A 17,229-nucleotide genomic window follows, 5' to 3' on the forward strand; every position below is an offset into this window, starting at 1 on the left:
CCATTCCAAGACCCAGCATACAGGAGGCGCTTTTTTCTTTCAAAGCTCAAATTTCTTCATTACAGGAATGGCTCCTCCTAAAGAAGTAGCCACTGCGACACCCAAACCAAAAAGTGACTCCGTTCAAATTAGTCTGGCTGCACAACAGGCTTACGAACAGTCTTCTTTTGCAAACCGCTCAACAACGTCTACAACATCCTATAGCCCGTCCCTTTCATCCGCTTCTGGAAGTAAAGTAGCAGGAGTTACGGCGTACAGTGCAAGTTCTAATAGTATAGATGTTACAGTGAACGGCAGAAACATATCCGCTGGTAATTCTAACGTGGATGGATATAAAAAAGACGGAATGAACATGGTTGCAATCAAGGCTGTGCTAGAGGAGCTTGGCGGGCGAGTCTCTTATGAACAGGGGAATGGGTTTGCAAAAATCACCTTAAAAGGGGAAGGTGGTAGTTACGTTAAACTCAGAATTAGCAGTGGACAAATCACCTACGCTGGTACATATTCGAAGGACGGTGACAGTGAAAGGAGTATTACAATCGGTGCTGCTGAAATTAAAAATGGAACGACCTATGTTTCGGATGATGTAATTAGTCGATTGTATGCGGTCAAAGTCACTTCAAACCCAAAGGGAAACTCGGTAGTTATTAACAGCTCGATTAATCAAACAGAGGTAAACGGAAATCAGGTCAAAATTAACAGTTTAATGGTTCGGGACCATAATTTATATGCGACGCCACAAGAATTGCTTTGGGCGGCTGGCTATCAGACCAAATATGAAGGAACCACCTTGATTGGGACTAAAGGAGATACACGGGTAAAATACAACCTTCAAAGAGGCTCCTTAGAGATTAATGAAAATCATAAGGTGAAAAAATATGACGTCAAACTGGAAAACTTCGATCACAAAGATGTGGTGCGCGTTTCTTCTTTCCTAAACAAATTGCCTGATACGGATGTAGAATGGGATCAGAGGAAAGGAACGTTAGAAATTAATACATCTACATTCGATGATTGGGAAAATCGAACGGGAAGCTTTATCTTTGCCGCTTTGGGTGAAATGGCGGTTGAATTTGCCTTTTCCGATGTGAAAACCCTATTCGATCCCAAAGCCAGCAACACAGAGAAAACAGTAGCTGCCGCCTCTTTGCTTCCAACTGGTAAAGCTTTAAAAATCCCTGCTGTCGCAGCCCTTTTGACGAGATTTGGCGGTGATGGGGAACATGTACTTCGAATGGCTAATCTCGGTAGCAATGTCGGAGAAGCTTTGGCTGAATCCAAAAAAGCTGTCTTGTTTGAAGGGAATAGCAACTGGGGTTGGAAACATATTAAGGATTTACACGTAGGCGACCCAAATCGTCTCCCTAGAGGCAAAACCATCTTCCCTTCCGCCATGTCTGAGAGAGACATCATGAATTTGATTATGGATCAACTGAATAAGGTGAACAAACCTACCGCACAGGAATTTATGAGAAATAATGCTGGAACTTACGACTTGAATGATGTCTACGATATTACATTTTCACAAGAAAAGCACGGTATTAAATCATTGAGAATTGTCGTCAATCATAATTTAGGAACGATAACGACTGCATATCCATTGAGTGGATCGAAAGTGCGAGAAGGAAGATTGTAAAGGAGGCTGCTTTAACTTGAAGATGCATTTTCAAATCGAGAAGCAGGAACGGCTTGAACAGGGGAAATTTTTTGAGTTTTTTAAAGGAAAAGTAGATATTACGTGCACATGGAATGGAAACGAGTTTGTGTTTTCCTTCTTTCGGGCAGTTGATGCCTTGGATGAGTTTTTTAGTCTGCTTTATCTCATGGAATCAAGGGGTGTCAAGATCAAGATGGAGAATCCAGATTCGGTTGGCACCTACTATTTTGAATTGAAAGATGAGCAATTCGTCCTTGATTACTTTATTTTTGAGGATTTGGTGGCCCATTATGAAGCACCGGTTCCTTATCATACTTTCAAAAAAGAATTGGTAGCCTCACTCCATGCCTATTTGGAAGAGTTAAAGAAGATAAACCCTGACATCACAAATCATCCAATCTATCAGGGGCTTACCCGTTGCCAAATAAACCGCGAGTGGTTTGACCACTATTGTGAAATGATCGCTGACGCTTATCGCCGAGCGAATCGGGAAGTGCCTGCCCGAGATGAGTTATTCCGTCATCATATTGTAAAAAAGTAAATACAGAATTATGCGAGTCTCTGCACCAAAACCTTGGTTTCCAAAAAATTCCTTCTCGACTGATAAACATACTATAAATTCATAACCACCCGTCCATGATATGCTCCCTCATAGTAGACAGAGTACATGCTTACTTTTTCTGTCTACTATGAGGGGTTTTCTTATAGAAAAGGTCTGGGGAACTCTTGACGCTGCGTTCGAGAAAAAAGCAGTGGATGTATCATTGAGCCTTTTGCAAAATTAGGTTTTCGTTAAAAAATGAAGGTAATGATACGTAAAGTTGGCCCGATCATCAAGAATGCGGTTGTTTCAGTCCCTCTTTTCTCGGGTCCTCAATGTAACTATGAGCTGCTATCGACAATGACGTATCAACAGCAACCGTTTCAGTCCCCTCGTTCCTCGGGTCCTCAATGTAACGGGAGCCAGCAGACAAGCTGGCGGGATTGCGAGAAGGTTTCAGTCCCCTCGTTCCTCGGGTCCTCAATGTAACACAAGCGCCATCGAAGAGAAATTGAGCGGTTGTACGGTTTCAGTCCCCTCGTTCCTCGGGTCCTCAATGTAACCTGTCGCTGAGGAGGTTTTTGCCAGAGTGAGTAGCATGTTTCAGTCCCCTCGTTCCTCGGGTCCTCAATGTAACACGAAAACTTTAGGTCCGACATCGAAAACCTCTTGGGTTTCAGTCCCCTCGTTCCTCGGGTCCTCAATGTAACCGACCTCGCCCGGCATGAACAAACCCAGTAATCCCAAGGCTTCACTCGCAGTCAAAGCTCTCAATATCCTTGACTATTTTCGAGCATTCCCTTTCTGTCCAAAAACAGGCCCGATCCTCGAAAGTCACTGTTTCTCCACTTGCAACCGACTGTGCCCTGCCATTAGCATTCACTTTCAGGCGTATAATCATGTACCCTTACGACCATAATAAATCATTTCCTCCCCTTTTATAAGCCCCACCCTCCCTTCTTCCCGAAAGCAACGCACTACAGCCCATCGCTTTTCTATCATAAACAAGGGGAGGCAAACCTCATCTCCCTCCCCTTCCACAACCATACCGCTCAGCTTTCCTCACGAGTGTACCAAGTAAAATCCCTGCTTGCTCGCTTCTGTTGATACGGAATGAACACCGTTTTCATAATCCGGTCCCGGCCCATTTTGGCACTGGTTCCATCGAAAGAGCTGACACTCTCAAAAGTTGCCTTTGGCCCCATGTCGTCGAGGTATTGCATCACCACGCATTCACTGAATGCGGTTTGTTCGCCCAGCAAGGCGCTAAACGTTTGCCCCAATTCCTCGCGTACCTCTTGGCTCACCGCTTGCAGGAAGCTTCCCCTTTTTCCCAAATAATGCAAGTGAAGAAGCAGCTCCTTCAACAAAGACAACTGCTGCTCGGCAAGCCCTTTTGTTTGGATGGCAATGGCAAGCTCGCCGTCGAAGAAAACATACTCGCGAAACCCTACGGAGGAGATAAAAGCAGGTCCCGTCTTTTTGTCCTTTGGCTCGGTTTGAATTTTGATGAAGCTGTTGTTCACAATCGCTTGCCTGGGCGGCTCGAACCGGATATCCAGATCGCGAATCCACGGAAAAATTTCCTTTCCCTCGACCCCTTTGCGAAAAGCCGCATCCAGCAGCGCCATTTTCACGCTGTACATGGTCGGAACGAGATTCGTTTTTCCTCCGGAACTCGTGGAAGAAGATGTCCGCAGAGAAAACAGGGAGTTAGGCGAGTACGTCGTCACCAGCCACATACATTTACCCTACCTGTTCGATCAGGTCGACCATGATCTTTGTAAATTCAGCCTGGGACGAAAACTGGAAAGTAGTAATCGTCTCCGGATACAAGCGATTCAGTTGGGCCTGGATACTCTGCAGCTCCTGGGAAAAGTCTTTTTTCAGAGGACTGACTGTCGGAGCTGGCACCGTAGAAGTAGAAACAGAGACAACGCCTGCAAAATTCACGATGTGCGGGAATTGCGTATTTCTGTGCGCGCCAAGCGGCTTGATAAACGTGAGCAAGACACTTTCGAGCAGCGCCTTCACTCGCTCCTTGCGAGCCTCCGCCGGAATCTGGTACTCCCGCTCTACATCATTGAAGCCGACTCGGGATAATTCCGCATTCATGACAACGGCATACTCCCCGGAGCTGGCAGGTCTGTAAAAAATGTTTTGTCCGAGGTTAGCGCCAGATTCACCGCCAGAGCCTTGCCCCCGGTTCGGATCGAATTTCACGTGAAAATACGATTCGGTTCTTGTTTTGTCAGGGAGCCCGACCATCCATCCAAACTCGACCGTCGACTTGCGTGGGGTAGAGCGTCCGCCTTGAGTAATCAACACCCCTTCAAGGTCATCCACGACGCAATGCTGGAGAACTTTTTTCACCGTATCGCTAATGGCATTTTTATCTCCAAGCGTTTGAATAAAATCGCCGTCCGCATTAATCCGGTTTGCATTAAACTTCTGGCAGCCTGCACACAACGGCAAGCCTTTTTCCACCGCGATCCCGTGCAAGTGCTCGGCTTGCATGTGTTTTAGCATATCGCCGGAAATCGCATTGACAACGGTTGGCTGACCATCTCCATCCACAATGTGAACCATGCGTGTCTGAAGCTGATTGCCCTCAGCTCCCTCGTTGTTCAGCGCATGCATATCGAGAGTCAGCAATCCTGAGATGGACAGCGATTGAAAAGGGACGCTCATATTTCTACCTCCTCATTGGTATAAGCCAAATCTGCCTCTTGATCTTCGGTATCCGTGCCTTTGTCATCTTTGCACGAAGCAAAGGCGATCAGCAGCATGGCAATCGCTTCTGTTTCCTTTTGATTCGGAAAACGGTCCAAGAGCTCGGCAAACTCTTGCAAATCTTGCATGGATACCCGTTTGCGGCGACGGCCTGGCGCTTCCCGCAGTTGTTCCTCGCGCCTGGCGTTCTCATAGTTGAACTCGCTAATAAATTCGCTAATGACCGCGAGCAGCTCCTCGCGAAACTTCGCCTTTCTTTTGATTTCCTGAAACAGCCCGTATTTGATTTCAAAAATTTGTCTGCCTTTTGCTTTGGCGTACTGCTCGCTGACCGTCGCTTGTCTGATCGCCTTGGCGATGTTTTGAAAGCCTTTGTTGTTGATCACTTCTACCACAGGTAACCGAGGTTGGCTCAACGTAAACAACTCCTCCAAATGTTTTTTCACAAACGACCTCGTCGGTTTTTTCGCTTCCCTGCGCTTCATGCTCCAGCAACCGTAGCTGCCCAGGAAGCGGAGAAACGACAGCCAATCATCGCCGGAAAGAAAATCGCGGTACAGATGGAGCAGCTCGGCTTCTTCTGTCTTGTCCTCATCCAGCAAAAACAAAACACCGCGATGCTCCTCAATAAACGTTTTCCAGCGGACGATATGCGCTTCCTCCTGCACGCTAAACCATTGCGGCAAGCCGATGCTCGCGATATTGGAAATGGGCTTGGCTGAACCTAGCGATTTGAAATAGGCAGTCTGCACAGCCGAAAACACATCCCTGGGCGCCTCGCCAACTTGTACTCTGTAAGCCCAATCCGTGCCTGTCGGAACATCGGCTTTATCCATCAGAAAGAGCACAAGGTCAAATACAGCCAATATATCTGCTTTCCGCGATGTACGGACATAGCTGAACTTGAGTTGTTCCAGCTCGCTCAAGTGACGGTAGCTCGCTCTTGCCGGAACCACCACGTTCATTTTGATGTCGTCGCCAATCGAATTGCCGGACAGGACGACATCTGAGCCAATAAAGCGCAGCCATTCCTCGAACCAGTCGACAAACGCAGACGGCAACGGACCACGCCCTGCACCGTCTGCTTTCAGGCGGTTAATTCCTTTTCCTACGCTCGGATTGAACACTTGGACGGCAGCGACTTTCGGGTTGAATTTGGTTGCAGCCTCACTAGCAAGCCGCCCGTTTGCAAGAGCTGCCAATTTCGCAACAACTGCCTGAGCCAGCTCTTCTTGTTTGGCTGCGACAATCTCCTCCAGCAACTTGTTCCGGGCGCTGATTCCTTGCAAAATGTTGACTTTCTGATAGACGTAAAACTTTGGTGACACATCGTGCAGTTCGTCTTGCTCTTCCCCTGCCTTTTTCCGCTTACGTGCCTCGCGATAGGCATCGGCAATCGCCTTGTTTGCCACATAATCAAAGGGGACGGTACCGTCGGGAGCATTTTCCCCAGGCTTTGTGACGATAAACGAATAGAGCGGGTCCCGCTGCAATACGGAGACTCTTTCTGCGTGCAGCTCGACTGGCTCCGCCAGCGTTACGCAAAAGCGACTGCTCTCTTCTGTCACGGTCACCACCGCGTCGCCGCCTCCTTGCAACGCCCAGAGCATTTTCGTCAAGCCCACTGCCGCAAGCGTATCGGCATAGGTTCCGGTCCGCTTCCCGACGTAAAACTCACGATAGCATGACATCTGTTTCCTCCTTCCCGTTGTTCTTCTCGTTTTTCACCTGCTGAGAAGCCCGATCCGCCAGTCTCAATCTGCGCGACAAATACCAGTACAGGGCCAGCACGTCGTTGTTTCGCAGCCAGCTCACAAGCTCGTCCAGACGATGCCGAATCGACTGCGGCTTCAAGAAGGGCTCATACGGCAAGCCTTGCAAGCTTTTTCGCACATGCTCTCTGGCTCCCTTGCAAAAGACAATGGCTTCGGACTCCTTGCTGTAAGCGTTGTGATGGCGCATGATGGCAAGCAGGATCGGGACGGCAATCTTCCTGTCAAACGTCTTGCCGCACCATTCCTGCAAGGCGACCGCTCCCTCCACGGCGTGATGCGGTGGCCTGTAATTCCCGGTGCGATAAGCATCCCGCTCTTCCGGATTCGTACCGTCAAAATCGGTGTGGGCCAGCAATTCCAGCTCTTCTTTTTGTTTGTACTCCGTCTGCCAGCGCCGCATTTTGCGCTGTACTTCCACCCCGAGCTTGCCCACATCGTGCAGAGCAGTCGCCAGATCGGCTATTTCCTCTATCTGCTCGGGAGTCATTCGAAACCTTCTGGACAAAAAATTGGTTGCCTGTAAATACTTCCCACTCTGTTCTCTGTTTCGTGCACGAACGTCTTGTACATGCTCCAAATACGTTTCCCGCTGGTAGCTGAAACGCTGAATAGATGCCTTTTCCCCGCTCTCCAAAAATTCCGACACCCGCTCGTCAGCTTCTGCGCAGTTCAACGACGCTTTTTGAAGCTGCAATCCGACAACCGCATGGTACTTCGCCAGCTTAGGCGACAAAAGTACCGTCATATGCGCGAGGACTTCTTTTGGCGATTGGATCGGCTCCCACGTAACACGAGCTGAAATATCCTGTGCGTCCGGAAACCGGGGAACAAAAATGAGTCGGTTGTTTTCCCATTCCTCTTTTGTCCACTCTAAACCGCTGAGGAAAAAGTACAGCCCTCTGCGTCCCATCGACACCATTTCCGGCTTCCGATGCAAATCCACTTCATCAGGCGAATGGTGGATAATCATCGACACATTGTCGATCGCCCGAACCAGCTCGCCCATATCGGCATCTCCGCGTATCAAAGCACGGGAAATCTGGTCTTCCCGCAAAAACAAGTCATGCATGACCAGCTCGATCCGCTTTCGGTCGATTTCGCCGTGTACGGTCTCGATCAATTGCTTTTCCAGCTCATGCGTCAAAATCGTCCCTGACTCAAGCTCCTTTAGCGCCCGCTCCGTTCGAAGCATCACCTGGTAGTCGTCGTTCTCTTCCTTTTTGCCCTGCCTGGAGACATAAGGGAGAAAATGTTCCACGCCCCCTTCCCTTAGCGAGTACACCTCTACCGTTCCTTCCTGCCCGGCAAAACGGGCGCACCTGCCTATCCGCTGCAACAGCGCGTTGGCGGGGCACAAATCTGTCAGCAGCAGGGTGGCGGAAATGTCTAGCCCCGCTTCTACTACTTGGGTCGCGATCAGGATCGCTTCCTCTTTCGATTCTTGGGAAAAAGTTTTCCATACCCAAGATTCAACCGTCTCTCGGTGTTTAGGGAACATCCGCGAATGCAATACGCGTACCTCTATCGCCCGTCCCTCGTTTTCCAAGATGCTCGTCAGCTCGAAATACAAACTTTGCGCCCGCTTGACCTCATTGACAATGACCAATGTCCGCCCGCCCTGGTGCCTGTTCGCGATGTCGTGCCCGCTCATCCGCTTGTCGCGCCAATACAGGCTGCGCGTTCTGGTAGACAGCTTTTCCAACTCTTCTGTTTGCAGCTTCACACTCATACCATCGAGATGTTTCACCAGCGCCGACACTACAGGCTCCGGAGAAGTAGCTGTCATTAGCAAAAAGCGCGTATAAGGGTGCAGCCGCTTCATCATATCCAGAAATGTCGGAAGTGCTTCCGTGTACGAAAGCAAATGAAATTCATCGATGACGACATACGCGCCGATCAGCGCGCCAGCGGGAATGTTGGCCGCTGCCTTTGACGTTCCGAAAGGCAGTCCGATGTAGGCGCTAAGCAGTTGGTCGATGGTCGTGAAAATGACATCGCCTTGGAACAGTGGGTCGTTTGGTTGGTTGCCCATTTGGAGGGTTGATGTGACTTGTTGCCCTTTTAGTGCGTCTTTTGTGGATTCGTAGAGGGAAGAGGCCAGTGTACGCAGTGGTAAACAGTAGATGACTCGGTCTGCAAAATCTCTTTTTTGCTTGCGGGCATACAAGAAAGGAGAAAGAGCTGCCCACGTTTTTCCCGCACCAGTTGGAGCAGTCAAGACTAGATTTCGACTTTGCATCAGCAGTTCCGCGACTTTTTTCTGGTAAGGGTAAGGCTCAATCGGACTGCTTGCTGCTTTGGCGCTGAATAGCTCTGCAAAGAAATCCTGCATACGAACACCTCCTGCTTTGGGCATAAACTTTTAGTCCCCTTGATGGGTCATTTTTTATGATTGCAAACTTTAAAAATAAATTTCAGCCCCATTTATTAGGTCAAAAGCAAAAATATACCATAACAAATTGGAAAATCAAGCTCCCCTTATTCTTAAATTTTTTACATCTTGTTTAAAAAACGGTGGGAATGCTATGCACTAATCCAAAAGGAAAAACACCCAGCCTTATATCCCACCGAAGTAACTGCTTCGTTACCTTCACCGCTCCAATTATTCCTCTACATGCCCCCTACTCTTATTCGCCCCAAATCAAACGCCGTATTTTTCCCAACGTGAACACGCTCCGCCGCCTTCAGCCACGGCAGAAACTCCGCAAGTTCCCCTTCGTACACAGCCCATCCCACGACGCCCCCCATCTTCATTTTCACATCTTGTCTCGCAGAATATCTGTCGTAGTCCAGCCACTTCACTTTTTTCGCCACAAGCCGCACTGTCTCCGCACGCTCCACCAGCTCGCGAATCGGCCACTCTGGCGCAACATCATGATGAAATTGCAGCAACCCCGTCATACGGCGCAACAGGGTGCGAAACAGCACATGAAACTGTATATCGTCCGTGTACTTTCCTTTCCATTTCAACCGCAAAGGCGTCTCGAAAAAAATCATGATTTTCCCCGTTCCACTCGCCTCCGCTGTACGAGCGCGCTCTATAATCTCTTTGCCCGTGATGACGATTGGCTGGTGTACAATCCCGCTCTCATGTTCCATGTACACTCTGCGCTGCTTCCCGTTATACTCGTCTCTGTTCTCTACATGAATGAGCCGATACGGCTTCCTGCCTTTGCCGATCCCTTCTCGTCCTAATTCTTTGAAAGTCGTCACGAACAAAGGCGCGTAATCAATCGCCTTGCCAAAAAGCCGCAAATCGAACGTCAGCATGTCGCCTGCCTCGTAGTGCGTCTGTTTATCCTGCGGCACCTCGAACAGATAGGGGCGGGGAACTTGGTCGTATTTCCCCATAAACCCATCCTCCTGGTCCGGCCTTGTTTCAAAAACGTACGGATACGCACAGTAGGATAAAGCGGTACAGGAGCCGCAAGCCTGCTCGGGATGCATACAGGACAAGCGTTTGAAAACGTGGCCAAACGCTCCGCGAAAGGTAGATGCCTTCCAAGCTGGCAACTCCAGCCCCCGCTCCCCTGCCTCTAATGTAAAGCGATACTCCGCCACTCTCAGTTCCTCAAACAATGGTTGTTCCTCCTTGCTAGTCCCCTTTGCCGGGTCTTCAATCAACGCACTTTCCGTTCTTACACTGGATAAATTCGGTATTTTCCCTCTCTTTCCTTCATATGCCAACAGTCGAAAACGCCTTTCTCCTCATGAAAAAAGGCGTTTTTCCTTTTCTTCGGACCGACTGTCAGCTTTCGTCCAAAGGATCTGCATTTTTTTCCATAAATTCTCCCTAGCTTGCAAGTCACAAGGCACCTCCATGTAACTCCCTGTAGCTGTCATATACAAGCCTGCACGGTCTACTCGCCAATGCAACAATTTTTCTACTGCATAAGCATACAGTTGGAGCTGCGGCGTATATTTTTCGACAATTCGTTTGACCTGCGTAGCACTTTTATATTTGTGTGTCTTGAAGTCTACAACAGTAGCCTTGCCATCTGCTCTCAGCCATACTTTATCGATAACCCCATTGAGCGACAAAGTGCCCCTTTCCTGGACATCCTCAAATAATCGCACCGCAAATGGCATTTCACTGTAGATTCTTTTCCCTTGGCAGCATTCTTTATGCAGATCACTATTCATGTAGGTAACAATTTCAGCCCCCAACTTTTCCCAGGCAAATACACGAGCCTCTTGACTTGTCAAGCCCACTGAAGCCAACGCCATTTTCAAAAGGTGTTCGCGGACATACTCCAAATCGTGGTCACTTTGCAAATGCTCCAAAACCCGGTGGAGAACATGCCCCCATTCGTATGCCTCCAGACTGTTTTTTCTTTGAACACGGTACGGGATTTCTTCTCTACTTCTTTTGGTTCCCTGTTCATCTGCCAACCGTTCGACCCACTCTGATACACTCCAGATCCGATTAGGAACATTGTTGCTCTCCTTGTCCAATTGCCTAGCCCTGTAGCGGGATTCAGGCTTTTCCATCACACGAATCTTTGGAGTCACCCGTTGGAATTGACTCGGCATTTCCCCTACTCTTACTTGCAAACGCCAATCCTGTCTCATTACTACCTGTTCACTTACCCCATCTCGCAGTTCAGGTACAAGCAACGGGAGCCAATCAAACCAATTGGAACACTCTTCGATTGAAGACTTTTCGGAAAAGGAAGCAGCAGCTCCCGAAAATACCAGCAATTCCTGTGCACGTGTCATGGCAACATATAGTAATCTCTTTTGTTCGTCAACCATTGCTTTTCGCTCTTCTTCTTGAGCACGGGAGTAACTTAGTGTTGGTAACCAGTCTTTGATCTGCTGATGGTAATATTGGCTGGATAATCCCCACTCCCGACTGAAATGCAGCCTGCCCATCCCTTTTGAATGCGTAATCAGATAATGGTATAGCTTCTTTAGACTTCGGTTTTTGCATTGGTTTACGCCTCTTTCAGTCATGTTAAGCTCTTTACTGATTTACATGTGAATCCCTCTAATACGGTTTTTTGAATAATGTATCGTTCTTTTTCATTTGAAAGCTGTTTCAGCAGTTCTTCAACAAGAACATTTTTCCCAATATAGTCTGAAATGTTTTGTCGATCACCAAAGCCATACAAAATTGGGCATTCTTTGCTCAACTTTTTTCTTTCACGATAGTTTAAGTTCCATGCTATACGTCGGATTAGTTTCCTGCACTCATCTTTCGTCATCTGATCCTACCTTTCTTATCGAATATCGCAATAGTTACTCAGGCATGAGGTTAAGTTATATAGAGTGACATTCGTAGTTGTATGCCGCAAAAACAAGAACTGGACAAGGCATTCTAAAGAGAGTACTTCCATCATTGTGGACGCGACGCATCCGAAAGCCACACCTCACCTACGCCGACTTAAAAATCGGCCGCACAAACCGAATCACCGCGAGCGACGCGCACACGGCCAGGGCGCCTGCCAGCAAGAACGCCGCTGTGTACGTGCCAGACGTGTCGACAATATAACCAGTCAATGTCGGGCCGATGATCCCGGCTGTGTTTGCCAGGAAGTGCATGAAGCCGCCAACAGAGCCGACGTTGTTGCGGTCGACCACATCGTTAATGATCGCCCAGTAGATCGCCCCTGTCAGATAGAGGAAAAATACAGAGAGGGCAACGAGGGCCACCGCGCCAGCGGTTGTCGTAATGACGCCTGCAAAGCCAATGCAGACAGCCGACATGAACAGGCAAGTTACCAGCACAAGCTTGCGCGAGAACAGCACGCCTTTGTTGACGAATCGCTTCAGGAAGAAATCGGATACAAAACCGCCCAGGGCAAGACCGACAAAGCCCAACACCCACGGGATAACCGTAATAATGCTCATTTCCTGCACGCTCAAGCCGCGGGCATCAATCAAAAAGCTCGGGAACCAGGTCAAGAAGAAGAACAAAATATAGTTATAGGCAAAGAACGCAAAGGCGGTAAACAAAACGGTTTTTTGCTTCAGGTAAAACGTCAGGCGCAGCTTTTCGGGCGCTCCGGCAGGCGCGTTTTCCACAGCCGCCGCGCTTTCCGCGATCGCCTGGGATGATGCTCCTTCTGGTCTTTCCTTGACGTATTTCCACCAGAAAATTGCCCAGATAATGCCGATGATGGCAATCGCGATAAACGAAACTTTCCAGCCGTAAGCAATGGCGATAAATCCGACAATCGGTCCGGAGATAGCTCCGCCCAGCGGTGTGCCGCTATTTGTCAAACCGATAACCGATGCTCGCTGATTTTGAGGGAACCAATTGTTGACCATTTTGCTGATGGTGGCCGACAGCGGGCCTTCGCCCATCCCGAACAGCACGCGAATGACGATCATGCTCACAAAGCCGACAGCCAGCACAAGCGCTCCGCTAAACAACGACCACACGATCATCGCCACAAAAAGCGTCAGCTTCGCTCCATAGCGGTCGGAAGCGACCCCGCCCAAAAAGTTGAATATCGCATAGCCGACAGAAAAGCTGCTGAAAATAATCCCCATCTCGGTTGCGGTCAAAGACAGATCCTCTTTGATAAACGGAGCCGCAATAGACAAGGCAGAACGGTCCAAATAGTTGATAACACCTGCCAGGAACAGGAAAAGAATAATCATTCCTTTGCCTTGAGAAAACATGGATACCCCTCCTCAACTGTTAGCGTGCGAGCATGTTCTGTTTGTAAACGATTCCATAAACCGATTTAGTATTCAGCAAGTAAAAAAGCGATTGCTTTTTTACTTGAAAACCTAACAGGAGCTTCGCGGAAGCAAAATAGGTTTCAAGCGGTGCACGCTTGTATCTACACTTCCTGTTTTTTTGATTTGATTTAGCAACAGCTCGGCGGCCAGATTCGCCATTTCGATGGCCGGCTGCTTGACTGTCGTGATCGGCGGCGTGTAAAAGTCGGCGTAGGAAACATCGTCAATCCCGATCACTGCAGCGTCTTCGGGAATTTTCAACCCGTACTTTTTCATATAGCGCAAAACTTCATTCAGCACGATATCGTTTCCGGCCAGAATCGCTTCCGGCGGCTTCGCCAAAGCGAACAGCTCCGATAGCGCTGCGGGAATTTTTTCTACGTCTGCCGTCTTGATGTAGTCTGGATGGACGGGGAGGTCATGGCCCTGCAAGGCATCCTTGTAGCCTTGGATACGCTCAACGCGCGGGCTGATATTGCGAATGATGGAAGTAGTAACAATAGCAATATTCTCATAACCCTTTTCGACAAAATGATCGACAGCCAGTTTGGCCGCAAGATGGTTGTCGAGCATGACTGTCGTAATGCCCAGGTCTTGGATCGTCCGGTCCATGAACACAATCGGAAACTCGTCGCGCTTCATCCGTTTGTACAGCTCAAGATTGCCGCCTGTCGGAAAAATAATGATGCCATCGACCTGCTTTGCCCTCAGCATTTCGATATATTTTTTTTCCTTTTTAGGCTCGTCATCCGCGTTGCAGACAATAATGTGAAAGTCTTGTTGATAAAAATAGTTTTCAATCGCACGGATGATTTGGGTGGAAAACGTATGAAGAATATTGGCCACGACTACCCCTACGGTAAACGTAGACTTCTGCTTCAGGCTGCGGGCAATAATATTCGGCTCGTAGTTCAATTCCTTGATCGTTTCCTCAATCTTTTTCCGTGTTTTTTCACTCATGTATTCATATCGCTTGTTCAAGTATTGGGAAACGGTGCTCTTCGATACATTCGCATGTTTCGCAACATCGGCAATGGTAATGTTTTTCAGTTCACTCATTCCTGTCTTGTAAAGTAAATCCGGTCCACGATACGACCATTTCCTTATAGTCTCGTCTTTGTCCGCAGAGATAAAACGGTTTATCCTGCAATCAAGAAATATTCTATCGGATGTGGAACAGATTTACAATTGCCGATTTCCCTTGCGTTTGCGGCTGTAAAGAGAGCACCTTTTCCATCCATGTCCACGATTCGAATGCGACTGTTGCGTCAGGCTGCCACGTTTGTTTACACGCCGGAGTAGGCCATGAATCCGCCGTCGACAGGCACCGTGATCCCGGTGACAAAGCCGGAGTATGATTCATCGGCGAGCCAGAGCAGTGTGCCGAGCAAGTCTTCCGGCTGGCCGAACCGCTTCATCGGCGTAGCGGTAATGATTTTGTTCGATCTGGCTGTGTAGCTGCCGTCTTCGTTCAGCAGCAGGTTGCGGTTTTGCTGCGTCAAAAAGAATCCGGGAGCGATCGCATTCACGCGCAGCCCAGCCTCGGCAAAGTGAACCGCCATCCACATGGTGAAGTTGTTGATGGAAGCCTTGGCCGCGCTGTAGGCGGGCACCTTTGTCATCGGGGAGTAGGCGCTCATCGACGAAACGTTGATGATAACAGGTGCTTCCGCTTGCAGCAACGCTCTCCCGAACACCTGACTTGCCAAAAATGTGCCCGTGAAGTTGCTCGAGAACACTTGCGAGAAACCACTTTCCTCCAAGTCGAAAAACGATTTTCCGTCCGCCTCTTCCTCGTATGTCTCGGCAGCGGTGATCGCATCAGGGTGGTTGCCGCCCGCGCCATTGATAAGCATGTCTACGCGGCCGTATGCTGCCAAAATCTGCTCTCTGGCTGCGACGAGAGAAGCTTTGTCCAGGACATCCGCTGCGATCGCCATGGCGGTTCCGCCTGCTTGGCTGATGCTGTCGACTACCTGCTGTCCTTTTTCCGCCGTCCTGTTCAAAATCGCCAGCTTCATCCCGTGGCGCGCCAATTCCTCTGCCATTCTCGAACACAATACGCCGCTGCCGCCTGTGATGACGGCGACTCTTCCGTTTAAGTTTTCGTGAATCGGAATCATTGCTTGCTCGCCGCCTTGCTTGCTTCATGGGCATCCCACAAGCCGAGCAAGTACATGATCCCCAGAGCACGGTCGTACAGTCCGTAGCCAGGGCGGCAAACCTCTCCCCAAATATGGCGCCCGTGGTCAGGTCTGACATAGCCGGTGTAGTTTTGCTTGCTCAACTGCTCCACCACACCCTGTACGTTGATAGAGCCGTCTTGGGTGTAATGGGAAGTTTCCACGAAGTCTCCGTTTTCATAAATTTTCACATTGCGGATATGGGAAAAAGGAGCGAGATACGCGTACTTTTTCGCGACTTCCACCATATCGTTTTCCGGGTTGGCCCCCATCGAGCCTGTGCACATCGTAATGCCATTCGCCGGGGAATCCGAAATCGCAATGAGCTTCTCGTAGCTTTCAGGTCCCGTGATGATGCGCGGCAAGCCGAAGATCGACCATGGCGGATCGTCCGGATGGATCGCCATTTTGATTCCGCTTTCTTCCGCGACAGGCAAGATTTCTTTCAGGAAAATTCCCAGGTTCTCCCAGAGCTTTTCTTCATCTACATGTTTGTAGGCTTCGAACAGCTCGGAAATGCGCGCCAGCTTTTCCGGTTCCCAGCCCGGCAGCGTCAAGTCGGAAGCGGCTGCCACTGTGTTGATAAGCTCCTGCGGGTCGAGGTTATCCACCTTTGCTTTTTCGTAAAACAAAGCCGTGGAGCCGTCTTCCAGCGGGTGGAACATTTCGGTGCGGGTCCAGTCAAAAATCGGCATGAAGTTGTAGCAGATGACTTTGACTCCGGCTGCGCCGAGGTTGCGGATCGTCTCTTTGTAATTTTCGATATATTTCATCCGGTCTTCGTTGCCCAGCTTGATCGACTCGTGGACGTTAACGCTTTCAACGACATCGGCGTGGAAGCCAAAGGATTGGATGTAGTCGATTTCCGCTTGGATTTCTGCTTTTTCCCATACTTCTCCGACAGGCTTTTGGTGCAATGCCCAGACAATCCCTTTTACTCCCGGGATTTGTTTGACCTGGTCAAGCGTTACCGTGTCATTGCCTCTCCCATACCATCTGAACGTGATATTCATGGCGCACCCCCGTTATTCTGCACTCTTTTGCATATATTGTTTGCTCAATTCCACGACGGCTTCATAGCCCCCGCTCTGGAACGCTTTGTTCAAGTCGCTGCCGATTCCGGCCGCAACCGCCCCTGCCTTCAGCCATTCCTGCACATTGTCCAGATTGATCCCGCCAGTCGGCATGATGCGCGCGTTCGGCAGCGGACCGTTGACCGATTTGATGAAGGAAGGCGCAAAATGGTTGGCCGGGAACAGCTTCAACACATCGCATCCGGCCTCAAGAGCCAGCGTCATTTCGCGAATCGTCATGCAGCCCGGCATATACGGAACTCCGTAGCGATTGCACAGCTCGGCAACGCTTTCAATAAAATGGGAGGACGACGAATTTGGCGCCTGCCAATATGGCGTGCCGTGCCGTTTCCGAATCCATGACGGAACCGGCACCCAGGAGAGCGTCTGTATGCTGCAGCTCCCGGAACACATCAGCAATAGCCGGAGTCGTATAGGTCAGTTCGATGGCGCGAATCCCGCCTTCTATCGCCGCTTTTGAGAGCTGAACCGCTTCCTCGCCAGTCTGTCCGCGAATCACCGCGACGACCTTCGTCTTCATGATTTGCTGAATCACCGCGTATTTATCCATTCG

13 protein-coding genes and 1 pseudogene are annotated in these 17,229 nt (G+C 49.4%); 2 read left to right on the forward strand and 12 right to left on the reverse strand.

What is annotated here, in order from left to right; genetic code table 11:
• On the forward strand, positions 1-1,636 hold a 1,636-nt coding region (locus AC3WQH_RS22720), incomplete at its 5' end, for a stalk domain-containing protein (RefSeq protein WP_492332260.1).
• 22 nt (positions 1,637-1,658) lie between these two features.
• Positions 1,659-2,198: a hypothetical protein gene (locus AC3WQH_RS22725; RefSeq protein WP_235694662.1), complete on the forward strand. Its 540-nt coding sequence runs from the start codon at positions 1,659-1,661 to the stop codon at positions 2,196-2,198.
• A 1,052-nt stretch (positions 2,199-3,250) separates the two neighbouring features.
• On the opposite strand, the gene AC3WQH_RS22730 is transcribed toward AC3WQH_RS22725, so the two are convergent.
• The 12 genes and pseudogenes from AC3WQH_RS22730 to AC3WQH_RS22785 all read right to left on the reverse strand — a co-directional run bounded on the left by AC3WQH_RS22730 (position 3,251) and on the right by AC3WQH_RS22785 (position 17,226).
• A complete protein-coding gene (locus AC3WQH_RS22730) occupies positions 3,251-3,940 on the reverse strand; it encodes a hypothetical protein (RefSeq protein ID WP_007778811.1) in 690 nt (229 codons plus the stop codon).
• Positions 3,941-3,944: 4 nt separating this feature from the next.
• A complete protein-coding gene (locus AC3WQH_RS22735) occupies positions 3,945-4,889 on the reverse strand; it encodes a DevR family CRISPR-associated autoregulator (RefSeq protein ID WP_007778808.1) in 945 nt (314 codons plus the stop codon).
• Positions 4,886-6,622: a hypothetical protein gene (locus tag AC3WQH_RS22740; RefSeq protein ID WP_007778803.1), complete on the reverse strand. Its 1,737-nt coding sequence runs from the start codon at positions 6,620-6,622 to the stop codon at positions 4,886-4,888. Before AC3WQH_RS22740 ends, AC3WQH_RS22735 begins: the two co-directional genes overlap by 4 nt.
• On the reverse strand, positions 6,606-9,038 hold the full coding sequence (gene cas3, locus AC3WQH_RS22745) for a CRISPR-associated helicase Cas3' (RefSeq protein WP_492332261.1): 2,433 nt from the start codon (positions 9,036-9,038) through the stop codon (positions 6,606-6,608). The genes AC3WQH_RS22740 and cas3 overlap by 17 nt, the downstream gene beginning before the upstream one ends.
• Positions 9,039-9,316: 278 nt before the next feature.
• Complete coding sequence (cas6, locus tag AC3WQH_RS22750) at positions 9,317-10,285, reverse strand: CRISPR system precrRNA processing endoribonuclease RAMP protein Cas6 (RefSeq protein ID WP_492332262.1); 969 nt, start codon at positions 10,283-10,285, stop codon at positions 9,317-9,319.
• 129 nt (positions 10,286-10,414) lie between these two features.
• The gene (locus tag AC3WQH_RS22755; RefSeq protein ID WP_492332263.1) at positions 10,415-11,662 is read right to left on the reverse strand and encodes a PD-(D/E)XK nuclease family protein; all 1,248 of its coding nucleotides are present in this window, start codon (positions 11,660-11,662) and stop codon (positions 10,415-10,417) included.
• Positions 11,659-11,913 carry a hypothetical protein gene (locus tag AC3WQH_RS22760; protein WP_238503803.1) on the reverse strand — a complete coding sequence of 85 codons (255 nt, stop codon included), beginning with the start codon at positions 11,911-11,913 and terminating at the stop codon, positions 11,659-11,661. The genes AC3WQH_RS22755 and AC3WQH_RS22760 overlap by 4 nt, the downstream gene beginning before the upstream one ends.
• A gap of 169 nt (positions 11,914-12,082) precedes the next feature.
• Positions 12,083-13,336 (reverse strand): MFS transporter, encoded by a 1,254-nt coding sequence (locus tag AC3WQH_RS22765; RefSeq protein WP_007787185.1) that lies wholly within the window; start codon positions 13,334-13,336, stop codon positions 12,083-12,085.
• Between the two features lie 111 nt (positions 13,337-13,447).
• A complete protein-coding gene (locus AC3WQH_RS22770; protein WP_238503837.1) occupies positions 13,448-14,449 on the reverse strand; it encodes a LacI family DNA-binding transcriptional regulator in 1,002 nt (333 codons plus the stop codon).
• 236 nt (positions 14,450-14,685) lie between these two features.
• A complete protein-coding gene (locus AC3WQH_RS22775; protein ID WP_327920873.1) occupies positions 14,686-15,522 on the reverse strand; it encodes an SDR family oxidoreductase in 837 nt (278 codons plus the stop codon).
• Positions 15,519-16,595, reverse strand: coding sequence for a mannonate dehydratase (gene uxuA, locus AC3WQH_RS22780; protein WP_327920871.1), 1,077 nt, complete (start codon positions 16,593-16,595; stop codon positions 15,519-15,521). Before uxuA ends, AC3WQH_RS22775 begins: the two co-directional genes overlap by 4 nt.
• A 12-nt stretch (positions 16,596-16,607) precedes the next feature.
• A pseudogene (locus tag AC3WQH_RS22785) lies at positions 16,608-17,226 on the reverse strand (bifunctional 2-keto-4-hydroxyglutarate aldolase/2-keto-3-deoxy-6-phosphogluconate aldolase).
• Between the last annotated feature and the right edge of the window lie 3 nt (positions 17,227-17,229).

The organism is Brevibacillus sp. FW301-21C12A, assembly GCF_058788915.1.

Excerpts from the sequence above, each read along its gene's own strand:
- cas3 (WP_492332261.1), bottom strand. The coding sequence starts at position 9,038 with ATGCAGGATTTCTTTGCAGAGCTATTCAGCGCCAAAGCAGCAAGCAGT.
- uxuA (WP_327920871.1), bottom strand. The coding sequence starts at position 16,595 with ATGAATATCACGTTCAGATGGTATGGGAGAGGCAATGACACGGTAACG.
- AC3WQH_RS22760 (WP_238503803.1), bottom strand. The coding sequence starts at position 11,913 with ATGACGAAAGATGAGTGCAGGAAACTAATCCGACGTATAGCATGGAAC.
- AC3WQH_RS22765 (WP_007787185.1), bottom strand. The coding sequence starts at position 13,336 with ATGTTTTCTCAAGGCAAAGGAATGATTATTCTTTTCCTGTTCCTGGCA.
- AC3WQH_RS22775 (WP_327920873.1), bottom strand. The coding sequence starts at position 15,522 with ATGATTCCGATTCACGAAAACTTAAACGGAAGAGTCGCCGTCATCACA.
- AC3WQH_RS22730 (WP_007778811.1), bottom strand. The coding sequence starts at position 3,940 with ATGTGGCTGGTGACGACGTACTCGCCTAACTCCCTGTTTTCTCTGCGG.
- AC3WQH_RS22725 (WP_235694662.1), top strand. The coding sequence starts at position 1,659 with ATGCATTTTCAAATCGAGAAGCAGGAACGGCTTGAACAGGGGAAATTT.
- AC3WQH_RS22755 (WP_492332263.1), bottom strand. The coding sequence starts at position 11,662 with ATGACTGAAAGAGGCGTAAACCAATGCAAAAACCGAAGTCTAAAGAAG.
- AC3WQH_RS22735 (WP_007778808.1), bottom strand. The coding sequence starts at position 4,889 with ATGAGCGTCCCTTTTCAATCGCTGTCCATCTCAGGATTGCTGACTCTC.
- AC3WQH_RS22740 (WP_007778803.1), bottom strand. The coding sequence starts at position 6,622 with ATGTCATGCTATCGTGAGTTTTACGTCGGGAAGCGGACCGGAACCTAT.